This window comes from Novosphingobium tardum, from assembly GCF_042652045.1.
GTDB lineage: Bacteria > Pseudomonadota > Alphaproteobacteria > Sphingomonadales > Sphingomonadaceae > Novosphingobium > Novosphingobium tardum.
The window spans coordinates 139798-158657 of record NZ_JBHSDR010000004.1 but is presented as its reverse complement, the minus strand read 5'-3'; the positions used below and the strand labels follow the sequence as shown (position 1 = coordinate 158657).

The window sequence follows — 18860 nt, the reverse complement described above, 5'->3', positions numbered from 1 at the left end:
CAGGGGGACTAGTGCGTGGTTAAGGTCACTTTCGTCATGCCCAAGGACGAGAAGGTCGTGGCGGAAGCAGAGCCCGGCGCGTCGTTGCTCGAGGTTGCGCAGAATGCGGGCATGCCGCTCGAAGGCACGTGCGAGGGCCAGATGGCCTGCTCGACCTGCCACGTGATTGTTGACCCCGCGTGGTTCGAACGCCTGCCTGCCGCCGTGGATGACGAGGAAGACATGCTGGACCTCGCCGCCGGAGTGACCCGGACCAGCCGACTCTCGTGTCAGATCGTCCTCGACCAGTCGCTCGACGGTCTGGAAGTGCGCATTCCCGACGAGGCGCGGGACATGCAGCGCGGGTGATCCTGCGACGATACGGCGCAAATGAGCGCGCTGCTGGATGCTACACAATTCGCCCCGCACCTCCAATCATCGGGGGATGGGCTGGTTCCGTCGCTTTTGTCCCGCCACGCGCATTGCTAGAGCGCGCCCATCATGGTGACCACGCTTGAACCCGATCCGTTCGATGCCATCGTCGACGCGCCCTTCGACAGCGCGCTCAGCGAACGCTACCTCGTCTATGCCCTGTCCACGATCACCGCGCGTTCACTGCCGGACCTGCGCGACGGGCTGAAACCCGTCCACCGCCGGCTGTTGTGGGCCATGCGCCAACTCCGGCTCGATCCGGGGCAGGCGTTCAAGAAGTCGGCGCGCGTCGTCGGAGACGTGATCGGCAAGTACCATCCCCACGGCGATGCCAGCGTCTATGATGCGATGGTACGGCTCGCGCAGGATTTCGCGCTGCGTTACCCGCTGGTCGAAGGGCAGGGCAATTTCGGTAACATCGACGGCGATAATGCCGCGGCCTATCGCTACACCGAAGCGCGCCTGACCCGTACCGCCCAGCTCCTGATGGCGGGGGTCGACGACGGGACGGTCGACTTCATCCCCACCTACAACGGCGAGGAGCAGGAGCCCGAGATATTCCCGGGCCTCTTTCCAAACCTCATGGCCAACGGGTCCAGCGGAATCGCCGTGGGGATGGCCACGTCGATTCCCAGCCACAACGTGGCCGAGATCATCGATGCGACGCTGTTGCTGATCGACAACCCCCACACCGAGCATTCGGCCTTGATGGAGGTGTTCCACGGACCCGATTTCGCCACCGGCGGGATCGTCGTCGACAGCGCGGACAGCATCTCGGCGGCTTACGAGACCGGGCGCGGCGCATTCCGGGTTCGCGCGCGGTTCCATGCCGCGGATTCGAAGGATGGGGCAGACCGCGACGCAGGTATCGAGCGGCTGGGTGGAGGAACTTGGCAACTGGTGATCTCGGAAATCCCCTACATGGTCCAGAAGGGAAAGCTGATCGAGCAGATCGCCGCGTTGATCGGCGACAAGAAGCTGCCGATCCTGGAGGACGTGCGCGACGAGAGCGACGAGGCGATCCGGCTGGTCCTGGTGCCGCGCAGCCGCAACGTCGATCCCGACCTCCTCAAGGAAAGTCTCTACAAGCTCAGCGACCTCGAGAGCCGGTTCTCGCTCAATCTCAATGTCCTCGATGCCCAGCGCACGCCCGGCGTGCTAGGCCTGCGCGACCTGCTGACCCAGTGGATCATCGCGCAGATCGACATCCTTCTGCGACGCAGCCGGACCCGTCTGGACAAGATCGCGGCGCGGCTGGAGCTCGTCGAAGGCTACATCGTCGCCTACCTCAACCTCGACCGGGTCATCGCGATCATTCGGGCAGAGGACGAGCCCAAGCCCGTCCTGATGGCCGAATTCGAACTGACCGACCGTCAGGCGGAGGCCATCCTCAACATGCGCCTGCGCAGCCTGCGCAAGCTGGAGGAAATGGAGCTCCGCAAGGAACACGCGGAACTGCTTGCGGAGCGGGACGAGCTTCAGAAACTGCTCGACAGCCCCGCGCGCCAGCGCACGCGGCTCAAGCGCGACCTGACGGCGGTTCGCAAGGAATATGCCGAGGACACGGCGCTGGGTCGCCGTCGCACCAGCCTCGCCGAAGCTGCGCCAACTGCTAACTTCAGCCTCGACGCGATGATCGAAAAAGAGCCGGTGACGGTAATTCTGTCTGCGCGCGGCTGGGTGCGCGGTGCGCGGGGCCATGTCCCGCTCGACGGCGATTTCAAGTTCAAGGATGGCGACGGCCCTGCCTTTGCGCTTCATGCGCAGACGACCGACAAGCTTCTGATCGCGGCGGACAATGGGCGTTTCTACACGCTCGGCGCCGACAAATTGCCAGGCGCGCGCGGCTTCGGCGAACCGATCCGCACGATGCTCGACATCGATGCCGATGCGCAGATCGTCGGCGTCGTCGTCCACCGGCCGAAGGCGCAGCTCTTGCTGGTGGCGAACAACGGACGCGGGTTCGCGGCGGAAACCGACGAGCTGCTTGCCGAAACCCGCAAGGGTCGCGCCGTGGTGACGACCAAGCCGGGAGTGAAGCTCAGCGTCGTCCGCGAAATTCCGCCCGAGCACGATCACGTCGCGGCGGTGGGAGAAAACCGCAAATTGGTGATCTTCGCGCTCAGCGAACTGCCGATCCTTGCCAAGGGGCAGGGGGTGCAGCTCCAGCGCTATCGCGATGGGGGATTGTCGGACGCGATCACTCTGACGCTTGAAGAGGGGCTGAGCTGGACCATGGGCGGCGAGAGCGGCCGTGTGCGGACCGAAAAGGACATGCGGCTGTGGAAGGTGGCGCGCGGCGCTGCCGGACGACTGCCGCCGACCGGTTTCCCGCGCGACAACAAGTTCTAGGACCTCCCGGCGACTGCCGCCGCGATCGCTTCGTCGCGCAATTCGGCAACGCGGTCCGCGTCGGGAAATCCTTCGGCGACCCAGCGGTTCTCGACCTCGTGCAGGATGCGCGCCACTTCGGGTCCCGGGGCGATCCCGCGCGCAACGACCTCGCCGCCCTTGAGCGGCAGGCGGGGGATTTCCCACCCGGCCAGCGGGGCGACGCTTGCCCCGGCGAGGAGAATTCGGTCGACCGCTTCGTCACGCCCCAGCCGATAAGCCAGTTCGCGCGCGTTCCCTGGCCCATCTTCTCGCCTTGCCGCCTGTGCCAGCCGCTTGCGCTGCGAGTTCGACAGGCGCAGTCGCGAGGCTGTGGCGGCAGCGGTTGCCGGGTCGGCGGGAAGCAATGCAGCGAAGCGTCGGATCGGGTCGGGCTCCACGCCTTCGCGCCGCTCTGCCATGATCAGCGGGGCAAGCGCGGCAGCATTCGCTTCGGGCATGACCTGCGGCAAGACACCCAGCTCCGCCATCCTTTCGACGGTGGACGAAGGATCGGGAAGTGAAAGAAGGTTTATCAGTTCCCAGCCCACGCGCTCACGTGAGAGGTCCGTGAGTCGCGGTGCGAGTTCGCGGCACGCGGTTTCCGCTTGCTCGTCAGCGGGTTGCGATCCGAATCTTGCCTGGAACCGGAAGTAGCGAAGGATGCGCAGGTGATCTTCCCGAATGCGCGCTCGGGCATCTCCGATGAAGCGCACCCGACGGTTCTCGAGGTCCTCCACCCCGCCAAAGTAATCGAAGACCTCGCCCGTGCGGGGGTCGGCGTAGAGTGCGTTGATCGTGAAGTCGCGACGGGCGGCGTCGTCCTGCCAGTCGCTGGCAAAGGCCACTTTCGCGCGCCTTCCATCGGTTTCGACGTCATGGCGCAAGGTGGTGATCTCGACATTTCCGCTGTCGAGGATGGCGGTGACCGTACCGTGCGCAATGCCGGTGGGAACGCTGCGCACGCCCGCCGCGTCGAGCCGGGCAATGACCTCGACCGGCTCGTGACGCGTCGCGATGTCGATGTCGTGCGCTTCGACGCCCAGCAGGGTGTCGCGCACCGCACCTCCGACATAGCGGGCGCTGTCTCCCTCGGGATCGAGCGCGTCGACCAGTGCGACCAAATCGCTCCGGCCGGTCCATTCCGCTGCGGGCAGCCTAGCCATGCCAGCGGATCCGCCGCGCGAGGTTGGCGATTATCGCCGCCGTCACACCCCAGATGCGGTGCTCGTTCCACATGATCTCGATATAGCGACGCTCGCTCCCTGCCCAGGACGCGGATTTGGTCACGTGATTGCCGGGGTCGAGCACGAAGTCGACCGGCGGCTCGAACCAGGCAGCCACTTCGGTGGGGCTGGGTTGCAGTTCGAGGTCAGGCGGGACGATCGCGAGGACCGGGGTGATGTCGTACCCCGTCCCCGTGCGGTAGCGGTCCGTGGCGCCGATCACGTGGACGTCGGCAGGATCGATCCCGAGCTCCTCGTTGGCTTCGCGCAGCGCGGCGTCGATCGCATCCTCTCCGGGATCGAGCTTGCCTCCCGGGAACGCTGCCTGGCCGGGATGCGCGCGCATGTTCGACGGGCGATGGATCATGAGGAAGCCGGGGTTCGGCCGGTCGGTCATCGCCATCAGGACCGCCGCCGGCCTTAATGTTCCGGCCGCGAAATGGGCGTCGTCGCGCAGGCCTTCCACCACTTGCGCGTGGCCTCGATCGAACAGCGCGGCAAGACGCTCCGGCAGGGTCTCACTCATGGCAGCGGGACAAGCGAAAAGCGCGTTCCGCCGCTCCATACGGAGGGTTCCTTGCCGTCGCCGTCTTGTTCGAGACCAAGTTCGACGAGCTGGGCGTAGGTGCTGCGATTGAGGCGCGCCTCCACCCCGTTGCGGACCATGACATAGAGCGCAGGTGTTTCGGGATCGCCGGCGGCGCGCAAGGGGTGCTCAGGTCCCGCCACTACGAACTCGTCGGTGTTGAGGCGGAAGGCCAGCACCGGCGCGCCCTGAGCTTCGCGCACCGTCAGGTCGGTCGCGACGAAACCGGCATCGTCGACCGCGATCGAAAGGCGCTCGTGCGGCGTCATTAGCCAATGCCTAGCGTCGCCATCACGCGTCAGCAGCGACGCAAAAGCCCGCACCATCGCGGGGCGCCGGATCTCGCCCCCATCGTGATACCAGCGGCCATCGGCGGCAATCCGCATCAGGCTGTCGCCCTCGCGCTGGGGCGACCACTGCGCCAAGGGCGGCAGCTTGCGCGCTTCGACCGCCTCGGCGATTTCTGCCAGCGAGAGTTCGGCGAGGGCTGGGGGCGGTTCGTACGGCACGGGCAAGCCCTGCCAGAACGACCTAGCTACGCCAAGGGCCGAGCATTCCTTCGTGGGGAAGCACTTCGGGCTGGACACCACGCGCCAGCAGCCGGCGGGGTTCCCACGGCCCAGGCAGCTTCCACCCGCCGGTATGCGCGGCAGAGAAGCCGAAGAAACGTTCGTAGTATTCAGGATCGCCGATCATGACCTGGGGCAGCGGCGCTTGGGGATTGAGCGCGGCCAGGCTTGCGGTAACGAGCGCCCGGCCATAGCCGCCGCGCTGCAGATGCGGCAGGACCGCGACCGGCCCGACCATGATCAGGGGATAGCGGCGCCCCCCCGGGTCGGTCAGCGCCACGGGCCAGCACTGGATCGTCCCGGCCAGATGATCGTCCTCATCCAGCGCGGCAAAGCTCAGCGCCGGAAGCCATTCGGTGCCTTCACGCATTTTATAGGCCGTGCGGCGATGGCGATCGGGCCCGAATGCGGCATCGAGCAATTCCTCGATGTCGGCGGAATCGATCTGGTCGAGCGGAATGATCGTGGCCAAGCGCGTGTCCTGAAGCAGCGGAAGCGCGCCGATAGGCAGGGATGGCGCGCTTGTCGAGCACCGCAGCGCTACCGCGCGGGAGCGAGCCTTCGCAGGCGGCCGTGCTTGCCGTCCTCGATGACCCAGATCGAACCGTCGGTAGCCTGGGCGATGTCCCGGATGCGCGTGCCGAGCGGGTAACGGGCCACTTCGCGCGCGGATTCACCGTCGATCGCGACCCGCACCAAGCCCTCGCTGCCGAGCCCGGCAACGATCACTTGCCCCCGCCATTCCGGGAAGGCCGAACCAGAATAGAAGATGAAGTCGCCCGGAGCGATCACCGGATTCCAACTGATCGCCGGCGCGGTAAAATCTGGCCGGGTCGCGTGACGCGGGATAGGCGTGCCGTCATAATTGTCCCCGTTGGAGACGACCGGCCAGCCATAGTTCTGGCCGGGCTTGACCAGATTGATTTCGTCGCCGCCCTTCGGTCCATGCTCCAGGTCCCACAACCTGCCCTGCGCGTCGAAGGCAAGGCCAAGAACATTGCGGTGGCCCAAGGTCCATATCTGGGAGGCTATCCCGCTCTTTGCGGCAAATGGATTGCCGGGGGCCGGGGTACCGTCAGGCAGGAGCCGGACGATCTTGCCCAGGTTGACCGACATGTCCTGCGCAGGGGTGAATTTCTGGCGCTCGCCCGACGAGACGAACAGATATTTGCAATCCGGCGAGAAGGCCAGGCGGTGCGAATAGTGACCCCGACCGCTGACCTTTGGAACTTGCCGCCAGATCACCTTGAGTTCTGCCAGCGCGCAGGATGACGGGGTTGCGCAATCCAGGCGCGCACGACCGACGACGGCACCCCGGGTATCGCCTTGGCCGGTCTCTACCCAGCTCAGGTAAACCATGTGGCTCTTCGCGTAGTCGGGAGCGAAGATGAAGTCGCCGAGCCCGCCTTGGCCACCGTAATCGACCTTAGGAACACCGGAGAGGGTTCCCGCCTTGCCATCGGGCGATACGAACCGGATCGCTCCGGCGCGCTCGGTCACGAATGCGCGCCCCGTCCCGGGCTCCAGCGCCAAGGCCCAGGGTTCCTCAAAAGTGCCGATGTCGGTAATTGCGAAGGTCTCGTCAGCGCCTTGCTGCTCGGTTGCGGCGACTTGTCCACCGCCGGCAGGAGCGGATGCGGCTGAGCAGCTTGCCAGCGGAAGCGCCAGAAGCGATAGCGAAGCGGCCAACCCGATCGGGATCGTAAGCAGTTTCATAAGCCATGCATAAGGCTCTGTTGCAGAAGAAACAAATCGCAAGGCCGCGCCGGTCGGCCGCGGACGGGATCGTCATCGGCGTGGACGAGGCCGGCCGCGGTCCGCTTGCCGGCCCTGTCGTCGCGGCCGCTGTGATCCTGTGCACGCCGCGCCCCGCTGGGCTCGACGATTCCAAGAAGCTGTGCCGGGATCGGCGCGGCCAGCTCGAGGCGGCGATCAAGCGCCGTTGCCGATGGGCTGTCGGCGTGGTCGATGTGGCTGACATCGACCGGCTCAATATCTTCGGCGCAACGATGCTGGCGATGACCCTCGCCGTCGAGGCGCTGTGCGCCGGACTGGACGAAGAGCCTGCGACGGTTCTGGTCGACGGCAACCTGACGCCCCATGGCCGCCGCCCTGAATGGCGCTGGCCGGCACGCCCAATCGTGGGCGGCGACGCGATCGAGCCATGTATTTCAGCGGCCTCGATCATCGCGAAGGAGCACCGCGATCGCCTGATGCGCGCCGCGGCTGTGGACCACCCGCATTACGGCTGGGAAACCAATGTCGGCTACGGCACGCCCGAGCACCTGGCGGCATTGCGCACGCATGGCCCCACGCCGCTCCATCGCCGCAGTTTCGCCCCGGTGGCCCAGCTCGAACTGTTTGCGGGCGCCGTCCCGGCAGTTTGATCGCGGGCGAGTCCTTCGCGCCACACCACTAGATGTTGAGTCCCGGTGGCAGTGAGAGACTCGACATGATGTGCCGGACTCGTTTCGTTCACGCAGCCGCCATCGCGACGGACGGGCGATCTCGGCTGCAAGCGCTGCCACCATTGCTTGACGTCGCGCAGGCGGGGACTCACTCTGGCGTTCGACCAGGGGGCTTGGATACGTATGGCGACAGTGGTGAAAGCGCGCGCGGCAAGGCAGCGCGGCGCGACGGAACAGCTTGCTGACAGGGCGGAGGCGGAGAAGGGGGCTTCGCTCCCGCTCGGGCGGATCCTCGAAGGCGATTGCATAGCGGCCATGCGTGGGCTTCCCACGGCCTCGGTCGACATGGTCTTTGCGGATCCGCCTTATAACCTGCAACTCGGCGGCGATCTGAACCGCCCGGACGGCAGCCACGTCGATGCCGTGACCGACGCTTGGGACAAGTTTGACAGTTTTAAGACTTATGACGCATTTACAAAGGGCTGGCTGACTGAAGCGAGGCGCGTGCTGAAGCCCAACGGTTCGCTGTGGGTCATCGGAAGCTATCACAACATCTTCCGGGTCGGCGCGATCCTGCAGGACCTGGGGTTCTGGATCCTCAACGACATCGTGTGGCGCAAGGCCAATCCGATGCCCAATTTCAAGGGGACCCGCTTCACCAACGCGCACGAGACGCTGATCTGGGCGTCGACCGGCGAGAAGGCGCGCTACACGTTCAACTATCGCGCGATGAAGACGCTCAACGACGAGTTGCAGATGCGCTCGGACTGGGTCCTGCCGATTTGCGGCGGGGCGGAGCGGATAAAGCGCGACGGTTCCAAGGCGCATCCCACCCAGAAGCCGGAGGCGTTGCTCTACCGGGTGATGCTGGCGACGACGAACAAGGGCGACGTCGTGCTCGATCCCTTCTTCGGGACCGGCACGACCGGCGCGGTCGCACGCCGCCTCGGGCGCGAATGGATCGGCTGCGAGCGCGAGGCCGACTATATCGCGGTGGCCGAGGAACGGATCGCGATGGCGCTCCCGCTAGATGAAAGCGCGCTCACGACGATGCAGAGCCCCCGCGCTGCGCCAAAGGTTGCCTTCGGCCAGCTCGTCGAAACGGGATGGATTGCCCCGGGAACCGAGATCTTCGACAAGAAGCGCAAGTTCGTCGCGCACGTGCGCGCTGACGGTTCGCTGACGTCAGGGAGCGCGTGCGGATCGATCCACGGTTTGGGTGCCCAGTTACAAGGCGCGCCGTCCTGCAACGGCTGGAGCTTTTGGCATGTCGAACACGGCGGCGAAGTGAAGCCGATTGACGCGCTGCGCCAGTTGTATCTCCTCGCGACCGAGGACTGACAGTTCGACCGCCCATGCGGCGGGGTTTGCGGAGTTACGATGGCCCAGACGCTATACATCCGACCGATAGCGCTGTGCGACAGCCCCCAGAGCGAGGAAGGCGAAGCCATCCGGCTGGCGGGTGGACTGGTCTATGCCAGCCGCTTTGCCCTGATCGTGCGCGAAAACGGTCGTATCGTATCGCGTCGGCGGGTCGCGGCGCCCGCGATGGCCAAGGCGCTTGCGGACCTTCCCGATGCCCTGGCGGCCGAAGGTGAGGCACAGTGGGGCAACCTGCGGGCTGCCTATCCCCCGCTGGCCTGTGGCGCGCGTACGATCCGGCTCGACCAGCCGCAGGTCGTCGGCATCCTGAACGTCACGCCGGACAGCTTTTCTGACGGCGGCCAGTTTCTCGACGACCCGGATGCCGCGAACGCTCACGCCTCGGCGATGCTCGAGAGCGGCGCCGCGCTGGTCGACGTGGGCGGTGAATCGACCCGGCCGGGAGCCGCCGCGGTGTGGGAGGGCGACGAGATCAAGCGGGCAGTGCCTGCGATCGAGCGCCTTGCGGCCAGCGGCGCGGCGATTAGCATCGACAGCCGCCGGTCGAGCGTTATCTCAGCAGCGCTCGCTGCCGGGGCGCATCTCGTCAATGATGTTTCCGCCTTGCGCCACGACCCCCGCAGTATCGAGATCATAGTCCGCGCGGGGGTGCCGGTCGTACTTATGCATGCGCCGGGAGGTGCCGACGATCTGCACGCCGAGGGGCGGTATGACGATGTCGTGCTGGACGTATTCGACTGGCTGCGAAGGCGGCGGGACGAGGTCATCGCCGCGGGCGTCTCCGCCGACCGGATCGTGCTCGACCCTGGACTTGGCTTTGGCAAATCGGTCGCAGAAAACCTTGCCCTGGTGAATGCGCTCCCGCTTTTTCACGCGCTGGGCGCGCCGCTGATGGTGGGGGCCAGCCGCAAGCGGATGATCGGCGCCTTGTCCAACGAGGCCCCAGCTCATCGCCGGCTCGGCGGGTCGCTGCTGCTCGCCGCCCGGGCGATGGATTCCGGCGTTCAGTTGCTCCGCGTCCACGACGTGGCAGAGACCGTCCAGGCTGCGCATGTTTGGCGGGGATTGCGCGACGCGGCGCTGACCGATTTTTCGCAGGTGTCCGATACCTGACCGCCCGCGTTTCACCGGTTCGTTAGGGCAAATTATACCAAACCGCTTTAGACGAGAGTTTCCAAGCAATTGGCGGGCAACGCCGACCGCATCACGAAGTTCGGACAAATGGCTGTAGCGAATCTGTTCAGAAATCGGGGCGCGCGCGGGGCTGCGGCCGCGAACGAGGCTGATTACGGCGCAGTTCCGGTCGTCCGGCCCGGTGACCACGCGCGGCGGATCGCCATTCTCGACGATTTCGAGCATGCCGGAATCGGCTGGCTCTGGGCCACCGACAGCAGCGGGCGGCTGATCTACATTTCCGAGAACGCCGCCGAAAAGCTCCAGCGTCCGATCGAGGACCTGCTTGCCCAGCCGCTCGTCGCGCTGTTCGAGGCCGATCGCGACAATACCGAGCGTTCGGACCGCCCGCTCAACTTCCAGCTCAGCGCACGCAACCGGATCGTGGACACCACTGTTCGCCTGATCCTGGGCAATCCCGAACCGCAGGGGCGCCAGACCTGGTGGTCGATCTCGGGCCATCCCAAGTTCGCCGCCGACGGCAGCTTCGAGGGTTATCGCGGCAGCGCCAAGGACATCACCGTCGAGTACGAGCGCAAGCTCGAGGATTCGCGGCTCGCCGAATATGATTCTTTGACCGGGCTCGCCAACCGCCACCGGATGAACCGGCGGATCGACGGCACACTCGCCGCGTTCAAGCAGGCCAAGCGCAGCTGCGCCCTGATGATGCTGGATCTCGATCGGTTCAAGCAGGTCAATGATACCCTCGGCCACCCTGCGGGCGACGAACTGCTGAAGCAGGTCGCGCGACGGCTGGAACGCGTGGTTAGCGAACGCGGGGAAATCGGACGCCTGGGAGGCGACGAGTTCCAAATCCTGCTTCCCGACCTCGACGACCGGGGCAAGCTGGGCGAGCTTGCCGGAAAGATCATCCAGATCGTGTCGCAGCCCTATCCGATCGACGACCAGCGGGCGATCATCGGGACCTCGATCGGCGTGGCGATCGCGCCATATGACGGCGTGGAACGCGAGGAACTGCTGCGCGCCTCGGATCTTGCCCTCTATGCCGCGAAGAACGGCGGCCGCGGCGCTTTCCGATTCTACTCTTCGGACCTGAAGGACGAAGCGGAGGAGCGTCGGCTGATCGAGGAGGACCTGCGCCAGGCCCTCGCCGCCGATCAGCTGGAACTGCATTACCAGCCGGTCGTGCGCTCGAAAGACCACGTCGTCGTGGGCTTCGAAGCGCTGATGCGCTGGGAGCATCCCGAACGCGGCCGTGTCGGGCCAGACGTTTTCATTCCCATCGCCGAGGAATCCAGCCTCATCAGCCAGCTTGGCGAGTGGGCGCTGCGGCGCGCCTGCGAAGATGCGCTGAACTGGCCCGAAACGGTGCGCGTTGCGGTGAACGTTTCCGCCGTCCAGTTTGCAACGCCAGGCTTCGTCAACATCGTGACCAACACGCTGGCATCAAGCGGGATCGATCCGGGGCGCCTCGAACTGGAGCTGACCGAGAGCGTCTTCATGGGCGACAGCGAAAGCACGGACGAGACGTTCCGCATGCTGAAGGCGCTGGGCGTCCGGCTCGCGCTCGACGATTTCGGCACGGGTTATTCGTCGCTCAGCTATCTGCGGTCGGCCCCGTTCGACAAGATCAAGGTCGACAAGAGCTTCGTCGATACTTGCACGCAGAAGGACCACAACAGCGTCAAGATCATCGCCGCGATCATCGGCCTGTCAGATGCACTCGGCATGGACACGACGGTGGAGGGCGTGGAGGCATTCGACCAGCTCGAGATCGTCTGCGCAAAGGGCGCGCGGTATATCCAGGGCTGGATCTATTCCAAGGCGCTGCCAGCCGCGGAAGTCCTCGAGAAAATTGGTTCAAAGGACTTCGTGATCGAACCCGCCGGGCCGGATCGCCATCGTCCCGAGCGCCGCTCGATGTTCCGCAAGATCGGCGTCATCCACGAGGATCACCGCTACGACGCGCTGATCCGCGACTTGTCGCGCGCCGGTGCGCGGATCGAGGGCCTGATGGGCGTGCCCGTGGGCACCGGCATGGTGCTCGATCTCGGCAGCGGCCAGCTCGTCGTGTGCGTCGTGACCCATTCGCAGGAAGCGACGATCGGGGTCGAATTCGAAATCCCGCTGGTCAGCGACGGCGCCGGCGGGCTGTGCACACGGCACCGGGTCTCGCCATACGCGCTGGCAGCTGCGGGCATGCCGCTCGCGGCATTGCCTGACGGCAGCTATCCGCTGTCGCTGGGCGGCGACGGGCCGAAGAGCAAGCCGCAGTTCCTGCAGGTCACCGCCGGTCGCGGCTGACCGGGCGCTCACCGCCCAGGAAACAGCCAGTTTCCGTTCGAGGAGCTGGCGCGGGCGTCGTTATGCACCGCGTCGTGCGCTCGTCCCGCCGCCTTACGCGACGTTGTCGATGCCGAGATCGCCGAGCTTGCGGTAAAGGGTCGAGCGACCGATCCCGAGGCGGCGCGCCACTTCGGTCATCCGTCCGCGATAGTGCCCGATGGCGAGGCGGATGACGTCGGCCTCGATATCCTCGAGCGGGCGCAAATTGCCGTCGGGGGCGTAGAGCATGACGCCCACCCCTTCCTGGACCGGTGGAGATGAAGGGCGTTCTTCGCCCAGGAGACTGGAGAGATTGGGGAAATCCTGCGCGGTGAGCGCGTCGCCATCGCAAAAGACCGCTGCCCGGAACAGCACGGCCTGGAGCTGCCGCACGTTGCCAGGCCAATCGTAAGCTCCGAGTAGCGCCAGCGCGCCGTCGGTGATGCCCAGAGCGCGCAGACCAGGCTGTTCGCCGATCCGGGCCAGGAAGTGGCGGGCAAGGGCGGGAAGATCGCCGGCGCGTTCGCGCAAGGCGGGCAGGTGAAGCTGCGTTCCCGCGAGCAGGGCGTGAAGTGCGGGGTCGAACTCGCCGCCCGCTACCAGATCCGAAAGCGGAGAGTTCGCGGCCGCGAACAGGCGCACGTTGAGCCGGAAGCTGTGCCGCGCGCCGATGGGCTGGACCTCGCCACGTTCGAGGAACCGCACCAGGCGTTCCTGCACTCCGACCGGCAGACGGTCGATCTCGTCCAGTACGATTGTGCCGCCATCGGCATGCTGAAGCGCGCCGATCTGGCGGTCGAAGGCACCGGGAAATGCGCCGCGTTCGTGCCCGAAGAGGACGGATTCGATCTGGTTGCCGGGAATGCCGGCGACATTGACGAAACGCAGGGGCGCCTTGGCGCGTGGGGATGCGGCATGCATGGCACGAACCAGCATTTCCTTCCCAGTGCCCGTCTCGCCTTCGATAAGCACGCTGCAATGGCTGCGCGCCGCCTTTGCGGCGACGGCCAGCGCTGCGCGAAAGTTCGGCGCGGCGCCGACCATCGCGTCGAAATCGAGCAGGGCGGGCATCTTCTCAGTAAGGGGCTGAAGCTCCTCGGCCGCCGTTTCGCGCGTGGTCGCGGCCCGCAGGGCCTGAAGCAGGCGATCGGGTGCAACCGGCTTGATAAGATAATCGGTCGCGCCCGCGCGCATCGCTTCAACCGCCAGAAGCGGGGACGCGCTCGTCGTCAGCATGAGGATGGGCAGCGCAGGGCGCCGGCTTTTAAGCTCCGCAATCAACGTGCAGGCATCGTCGCCCGGCACCCACTGATCGAGCACGATCGCGGACAGCTGCATGCCCTGGCGCGTGCCGAGCATGGCGATTGCCGTTTCCGAATCGCGGGCGACGACCGTGCGCCAGCCTTCGCGCCCCGCCAGTGCCGCGATGAGGCGGCATTGGGCAGGTTCGTCGTCGATCAGCATCAGCAGGCGCGGTTCGGCTTCGGCCATGGTCTCCCGTTCTCGTTGCAGCGCAATTGGCTTGGGACCGTGGTCTAGCGCCTCCGGGTAAAGAGCCGATTAAGCAGGTTCGCCAAACACTCCCGATTTGATGAGGGATGGCGGACACCAGCAGGGTTGAAGGCGCGGGATTGCGGCGATAGACGCGACAGCAGATTCAACATCGTTCATGCGGGGAAGCTGCAAATGGCATCGGGTAACGACATGAAGGCCCACGGGTCCACGTACGAGGGCTTCATCGCCATGGTGAAGTGGGCGATCCCGGTTATCGCGGTGATCGTGGTGGTCGTCATCCTGCTGATTTCCTGACGCCCTCGATGGGGGGTCAGACAAGGATCGCGGTACTGCGCGAAACCGCCGATGGAGAGCGTCGCGTCGCCGCAACGCCCGAAACGGTCAAGAAGTTCATCGCGCTCGGCGCGACCGTCGCGGTCGAGACCGGGGCCGGCGAGGGGGCGTCGATCGCCGACGCCGCCTTTTCCGAGGCGGGCGCCCAGATCGGCGATGCCGCCACCGTCGTGAAGGACGCGGACATCGTCCTCGGTGTCCAAGGACCCACGCCGGGCGCGCTTTCCGGGGCAAAGGCCGGAGCGTGGCTTGCCGCCGGCCTTGATCCTTTCGCCCAGCGCGAACGGGTCGATGCCTATGCCGCCGCCGGGGTCGAGGCCCTGGCGATGGAATTCATGCCGCGGATCACCCGCGCGCAGTCGATGGATATCCTGTCGAGCCAATCGAACCTTGCGGGCTACAAGGCCGTGATTCACGCCGCCGACGCTTATGGCCGCGCATTTCCGATGATGATGACCGCGGCCGGTACGATCAGCGCCGCGCGCGTGTTCGTGATGGGAGTGGGCGTCGCGGGTCTTCAGGCCATCGCCACGGCGCGGCGGCTCGGCGCGCAAGTTTCGGCAACCGACGTGCGTTCCGCGACCAAGGAGCAAATCCAGTCGCTCGGCGCCAAGCCGATCTTCGTCGAAAGCGTCGTCGGGATCGAGGGCGAGGGCGCAGGCGGCTACGCCACGGAGATGAGCGATGAATACCAGAAGGCCCAGGCCGAACTGGTTTCGTCGCACATTGCCAAGCAGGACATCGTGATCACGACCGCGCTGATCCCGGGTCGCGCTGCGCCGCGCCTGGTCTCGGACGCGCAGATTTCCTCGATGAAGCCGGGCAGCGTCATCTTCGACCTGGCCGTCGCCCAGGGCGGCAATGTCGAAGGCTCGGTGGCGGACCAAGTCGTGGAGCGGCACGGCGTCAAAATCATCGGATACGCCAATACGCCAACGCACCTGGCAGCTGACGCCTCGGCGCTGTTCGCGCGCAACCTCTACAACTTCCTGTCTGCATTCTGGGACAAGGAGGCGGGACGGCCCGTGCTCGACGAGGAGATCGGCGACGCGGTGCGGCTGACGCAAGGCGGCAAGGTCGTCCACGCGCGACTGCTGGGCGAGACGGCCTAGGTTTCTTACTCACAGCCTGCCCTTATCGGCAGGATATCGGGGCAGGGGTTAGATGGATTTCATCGCGATATTGTCGATCTTCGTACTGGCCTGCTTCGTGGGTTACTACGTTGTCTGGTCGGTCACCCCGGCGCTTCACACCCCGCTGATGGCGGTCACCAACGCCATTTCCTCGGTCATCGTGGTCGGCGCGCTCGTCGCCGGCGCTGCTGCCGGGTCGACCGGGTCGCGCCTGCTGGGCCTGGCCGCGGTGGCGATGGCTTCGGTCAATATCTTCGGCGGCTTCGCGGTCACGGCGCGCATGCTGGCAATGTACAAGAAGAAGGACCGACCCGCGCGGCCCCCCGTCACGAGCGGGGAGGGCTGACATGGCGCATGAAGGCCTGCCCGCCTGGGTCATGCTCGCCTACCTGATCGCGGGCGTCTGCTTCATCCTCAGCCTGCGCGGGCTTTCGTCGCCCGCCACTTCGCAGCGCGGCAATCGTCTCGGCATGGTGGGCATGCTCATCGCGGTTGCGACTACGCTGGCGACCGAAGCACCGATCCCTCCCGGCTCGGTGATCCCGCGGCCAAGCCCCGAAGATCTGGTGATCCTGGCGCAGATCGTCGCGGCAATCGCGGTGGGCGGGGTGATCGGCCTCGTCACCGCGCGGCGGATCAAGATGACCGACATGCCGCAGCTCGTGGCAGCCTTCCACAGCCTCGTCGGCCTTGCGGCCGTGCTCGTAGGCTGGGCGGCCTACCTCAATCCGCAGGCGTTCGGCATCGCTGGCCCCGACGGGGTGATCGAGGCGCAGAGCCGGGTCGAGATGGGGCTTGGCATCGCGATTGGTGCGATCACCTTCTCAGGCTCTGTGATCGCGTTCCTCAAGCTCGCCGGGAAGATGAGCGGCGCGCCGATCATGCTGCCCGCGCGCCACGTCATAAACCTCGGCACGCTTGTCGCGATCCTGGGCCTCGTCGCGTGGTTCACGCAGGACCAGTCGCAATGGGTCATCGCCGCGATCACGGTGCTGTCGTTCGCGATCGGGTTCCTGCTGATCATCCCCATCGGCGGCGCGGACATGCCGGTCGTCGTTTCGATGCTCAACTCGTATTCGGGGTGGGCCGCGGCGGCGATGGGCTTCACGCTCCACAACACCGCGATGATCATAACCGGCGCTCTCGTCGGCTCTTCGGGCGCGATCCTTTCGTACATCATGTGCAAGGCGATGAACCGCAGCTTCATCTCGGTGATCGCCGGCGGGTTCGGCGCAGAGAGTGGCGGCGGCGGCGATGGCGCCGCGAAGACCGACCGGCCATGGAAGCGCGGCTCGGCAGAGGACGCAGCCTTCCTGCTCAAGGAAGCGGAGCAGGTCGTCATCATCCCGGGCTACGGCATGGCGGTGGCGCAGGCTCAGCATGTGCTGCGTGAAATGGGCGATCTGCTCAAGGCCGAGGGCGTGCGCGTGAAATACGCGATCCACCCGGTGGCGGGCCGCATGCCCGGGCACATGAACGTGCTTCTGGCCGAGGCGCAGGTCCCGTACGACGAGGTCTTCGAGCTCGAGGACATCAACGGCGAGTTCGCGCAAACGGACGTCGCCTTCATCATCGGCGCCAATGACGTGGTCAATCCGGCGGCCAAGACCGACAAGTCGTCGCCTATCTACGGAATGCCCGTGTTCGACGTCGAGAAGGCCAAGACCATCATGTTCATCAAGCGCTCGATGGGCGGTGTCGGCTACGCCGGCGTCGACAACGACGTGTTCTATATGGACCAGACCATGATGCTGCTCGGCGATGCCAAGAAGATGGTCGAAGAAATCGTCAAGTCCCTCGCGCACTAGCGTCATGGTCCGTGCGCTGGGCCTGTCTGCCGCCATTGCGGGCCTTCTCCTGGGCGGATGCGTTCAGAAGATCGCCGAAAGCCGCGTGCGCTCGGCGCTGGTCGAGGCCGGGCTTTCGCAGCACAACGCCGATTGCATGGCGCGGCGCATGGTCGATCGGCTGTCGATCGACCAGCTTCGCAAGCTCGAGGTACTGAAGGGGCAGGACCGTGCGAAACTCTCGCTGTCCCAATACATCGCCCTCGTTCGCAAGGTCGGCGATGCCGAGGTGATCGCGGTGACAACCAGTTCGGCGGCGCTCTGTGCGAGCGGCTTGGCGGGCTAGAACAATCCCGCCGACCGGGCAGTAAACCACAGGAACAGAACCGAGGCGGCGGCCATCACGAGGGTCGCGGCCCAGCCTGTGATGACCATTCGCCGATGGGCCACCAGTTGCCCCATCGCGCGCGGGTTGGTGACGATCAGCATCATCATGACCATCACAGGTGCAGCCAGGATGCCGTTCACGACCGCGGCCCAGTACAGCGCCCGCGCCGGGTCGATCCCGACTGCGTTGAGTGAGGCGCCTGCCAGCGTCGTAACAGCAATCGTGGCGTAGAACAGGCGTGCCTTCAGCGGCTTGGCGTCGAGACTACCGGCAAGGCCGAACATTTCGGTGACCGCATAGGCCGCGGATCCCGCCAGGACCGGAACCGCGAGGACCCCCGTGCCGATGATCCCAATCGCGAACAGCGCGAACGCGAATTGCCCCGCAATCGGGCGCAGCGCCTCTGCCGCTTGCGATGATGTAGCGATATCGCGAATGCCGTTGGCGTGAAGAGTGGCTGCCGTTGCAAAGACGATCGCGAGGCTGACCAGCGTGCTGAAGCCCATCCCGATCAGCGTGTCGGTGCGGATGCGCTTCAGTTCCGGACCGGCATCTTGCGGGGTCAGGCACAGCGGCTTGGTGTGATGGCGACGCTGCTCCTCGATCTCCTGTCCGGCCTGCCAGAAAAACAGGTAGGGGCTGATCGTTGTGCCCAGGATCGCCACGAAGGCGGTCGCGTAGGCCACGTTCCACTGCACTTCGGGCACGACGAGCGAACGCAAGGCGTAAGGCCAGGGCACGTTGGCGACCATCACGACGCCGAAATAAGCAAACAGCGAAAGCGTCGACCACTTGAGGATCGCCGCGTAGCGCGGGTAGCTCAGGCCGACCTCCAGCACGATGCACACGATCCCGAATAGCAGGGTGTAAAGTCCCGCGTTGCCGCCCGCCAGGAGCTGAAGCGCGGCGCCCATGGCGCTGAGGTCAGCGCCCAGGTTGACGACGTTGGCAACCAGCAGCAGCAGGACCATCGTCCACAGCAGCACGCGCGGGTAATGGCGACGAAGGTTTCGGGCGATGCCGGCGCCGGTGACCCGGCCTATCCGCGCGGCGATTTCCTGGATCGCGACCATCAGCGGGAAGCTGAGGACGAACGTCCAGGCGAGGCCATATCCGAACTCGGCACCCACTTGGCTGTGAGTGCCGATTCCGCTGGGATCGTCGTCGGCCGCTCCGGTCACGAAGCCAGGCCCCAGAACGTCCAAGATGCGTCGCCAGCGGGGCGTTTCAGGCTCTGCGGGCACGGTGTCGGGGCTCATCGCGCGGCGCGATAGCATGTGCCCGAACGCTTG

18 protein-coding genes are annotated in these 18860 nt (G+C 65.8%); 11 read left to right on the top strand and 7 right to left on the bottom strand.

The genetic code is table 11. The features are described 5' to 3' along the window. Positions 1–15: 15 nt before the first annotated feature. Together ACFO0A_RS07025 and parC are read left to right on the top strand one after the other, a co-directional pair. On the top strand, positions 16–348 hold the full coding sequence (locus ACFO0A_RS07025) for a 2Fe-2S iron-sulfur cluster-binding protein (RefSeq protein ID WP_379538300.1): 333 nt from the start codon (positions 16–18) through the stop codon (positions 346–348). Between the two features lie 132 nt (positions 349–480). Then, the gene (parC, locus tag ACFO0A_RS07020; RefSeq protein WP_379538299.1) at positions 481–2763 is read left to right on the top strand and encodes a DNA topoisomerase IV subunit A; all 2283 of its coding nucleotides are present in this window, start codon (positions 481–483) and stop codon (positions 2761–2763) included. Here parC and ACFO0A_RS07015 read toward each other — a convergent pair. The 5 genes from ACFO0A_RS07015 to ACFO0A_RS06995 all read right to left on the bottom strand — a co-directional run bounded on the left by ACFO0A_RS07015 (position 2760) and on the right by ACFO0A_RS06995 (position 6878). Beyond that, complete coding sequence (locus tag ACFO0A_RS07015; protein WP_379538298.1) at positions 2760–3947, bottom strand: CCA tRNA nucleotidyltransferase; 1188 nt, start codon at positions 3945–3947, stop codon at positions 2760–2762. The genes parC and ACFO0A_RS07015 overlap by 4 nt on opposite strands. Further along, positions 3940–4533: a CoA pyrophosphatase gene (locus tag ACFO0A_RS07010; protein WP_379538297.1), complete on the bottom strand. Its 594-nt coding sequence runs from the start codon at positions 4531–4533 to the stop codon at positions 3940–3942. The genes ACFO0A_RS07015 and ACFO0A_RS07010 overlap by 8 nt, the downstream gene beginning before the upstream one ends. Beyond that, on the bottom strand, positions 4530–5102 hold the full coding sequence (locus ACFO0A_RS07005) for a DUF1285 domain-containing protein (RefSeq protein ID WP_379538296.1): 573 nt from the start codon (positions 5100–5102) through the stop codon (positions 4530–4532). Before ACFO0A_RS07005 ends, ACFO0A_RS07010 begins: the two co-directional genes overlap by 4 nt. 22 nt (positions 5103–5124) lie before the next feature. Continuing rightward, entirely contained in the window at positions 5125–5634 is a 510-nt protein-coding gene (locus ACFO0A_RS07000; RefSeq protein WP_379538295.1) for a GNAT family N-acetyltransferase, read from the bottom strand. 68 nt (positions 5635–5702) lie between these two features. Next, entirely contained in the window at positions 5703–6878 is a 1176-nt protein-coding gene (locus ACFO0A_RS06995; RefSeq protein ID WP_379538294.1) for a PQQ-dependent sugar dehydrogenase, read from the bottom strand. A gap of 20 nt (positions 6879–6898) precedes the next feature. Here ACFO0A_RS06995 and ACFO0A_RS06990 point away from each other — a divergent pair, with 20 nt between their 5' ends. The 4 genes from ACFO0A_RS06990 to ACFO0A_RS06975 all read left to right on the top strand — a co-directional run bounded on the left by ACFO0A_RS06990 (position 6899) and on the right by ACFO0A_RS06975 (position 12391). Beyond that, complete coding sequence (locus ACFO0A_RS06990; protein WP_379538293.1) at positions 6899–7549, top strand: ribonuclease HII; 651 nt, start codon at positions 6899–6901, stop codon at positions 7547–7549. 204 nt (positions 7550–7753) lie between these two features. Beyond that, positions 7754–8911, top strand: a complete 1158-nt coding sequence (locus ACFO0A_RS06985; protein ID WP_379538292.1) for a site-specific DNA-methyltransferase — start codon at positions 7754–7756, stop codon at positions 8909–8911. A 39-nt stretch (positions 8912–8950) separates the two neighbouring features. After that, positions 8951–10066: a dihydropteroate synthase gene (gene folP / locus ACFO0A_RS06980; protein WP_379538291.1), complete on the top strand. Its 1116-nt coding sequence runs from the start codon at positions 8951–8953 to the stop codon at positions 10064–10066. Positions 10067–10174: 108 nt separating this feature from the next. Then, the gene (locus ACFO0A_RS06975; protein WP_379538290.1) at positions 10175–12391 is read left to right on the top strand and encodes a putative bifunctional diguanylate cyclase/phosphodiesterase; all 2217 of its coding nucleotides are present in this window, start codon (positions 10175–10177) and stop codon (positions 12389–12391) included. Positions 12392–12484: 93 nt separating this feature from the next. Here the strand turns inward: ACFO0A_RS06975 and ACFO0A_RS06970 are convergent, their stop codons facing one another. Continuing rightward, a complete protein-coding gene (locus ACFO0A_RS06970; RefSeq protein WP_379538289.1) occupies positions 12485–13903 on the bottom strand; it encodes a sigma-54-dependent transcriptional regulator in 1419 nt (472 codons plus the stop codon). Between the two features lie 126 nt (positions 13904–14029). Between ACFO0A_RS06970 and ACFO0A_RS06965 the strand changes: the two genes are divergently transcribed. Genes ACFO0A_RS06965 through ACFO0A_RS06945 form a run of 5 tightly spaced genes read left to right on the top strand, consistent with a single transcriptional unit; the run spans position 14030 to position 17526 of the window. Beyond that, positions 14030–14221, top strand: a complete 192-nt coding sequence (locus ACFO0A_RS06965) for an aa3-type cytochrome c oxidase subunit IV (protein WP_379538288.1) — start codon at positions 14030–14032, stop codon at positions 14219–14221. Positions 14222–14229: 8 nt separating this feature from the next. Beyond that, the gene (locus ACFO0A_RS06960; RefSeq protein ID WP_379538287.1) at positions 14230–15372 is read left to right on the top strand and encodes an NAD(P) transhydrogenase subunit alpha; all 1143 of its coding nucleotides are present in this window, start codon (positions 14230–14232) and stop codon (positions 15370–15372) included. 52 nt (positions 15373–15424) lie between these two features. After that, positions 15425–15739 (top strand): NAD(P) transhydrogenase subunit alpha part 2, encoded by a 315-nt coding sequence (locus ACFO0A_RS06955; RefSeq protein ID WP_379538286.1) that lies wholly within the window; start codon positions 15425–15427, stop codon positions 15737–15739. Position 15740: 1 nt separating this feature from the next. After that, positions 15741–17201 (top strand): NAD(P)(+) transhydrogenase (Re/Si-specific) subunit beta, encoded by a 1461-nt coding sequence (locus ACFO0A_RS06950; RefSeq protein WP_379538285.1) that lies wholly within the window; start codon positions 15741–15743, stop codon positions 17199–17201. 4 nt (positions 17202–17205) lie between these two features. Then, complete coding sequence (locus ACFO0A_RS06945) at positions 17206–17526, top strand: hypothetical protein (RefSeq protein ID WP_379538284.1); 321 nt, start codon at positions 17206–17208, stop codon at positions 17524–17526. On the opposite strand, the gene ACFO0A_RS06940 is transcribed toward ACFO0A_RS06945, so the two are convergent. Then, positions 17523–18827: an NRAMP family divalent metal transporter gene (locus tag ACFO0A_RS06940; protein WP_379538283.1), complete on the bottom strand. Its 1305-nt coding sequence runs from the start codon at positions 18825–18827 to the stop codon at positions 17523–17525. The genes ACFO0A_RS06945 and ACFO0A_RS06940 overlap by 4 nt on opposite strands. Positions 18828–18860: the final 33 nt, after the last annotated feature.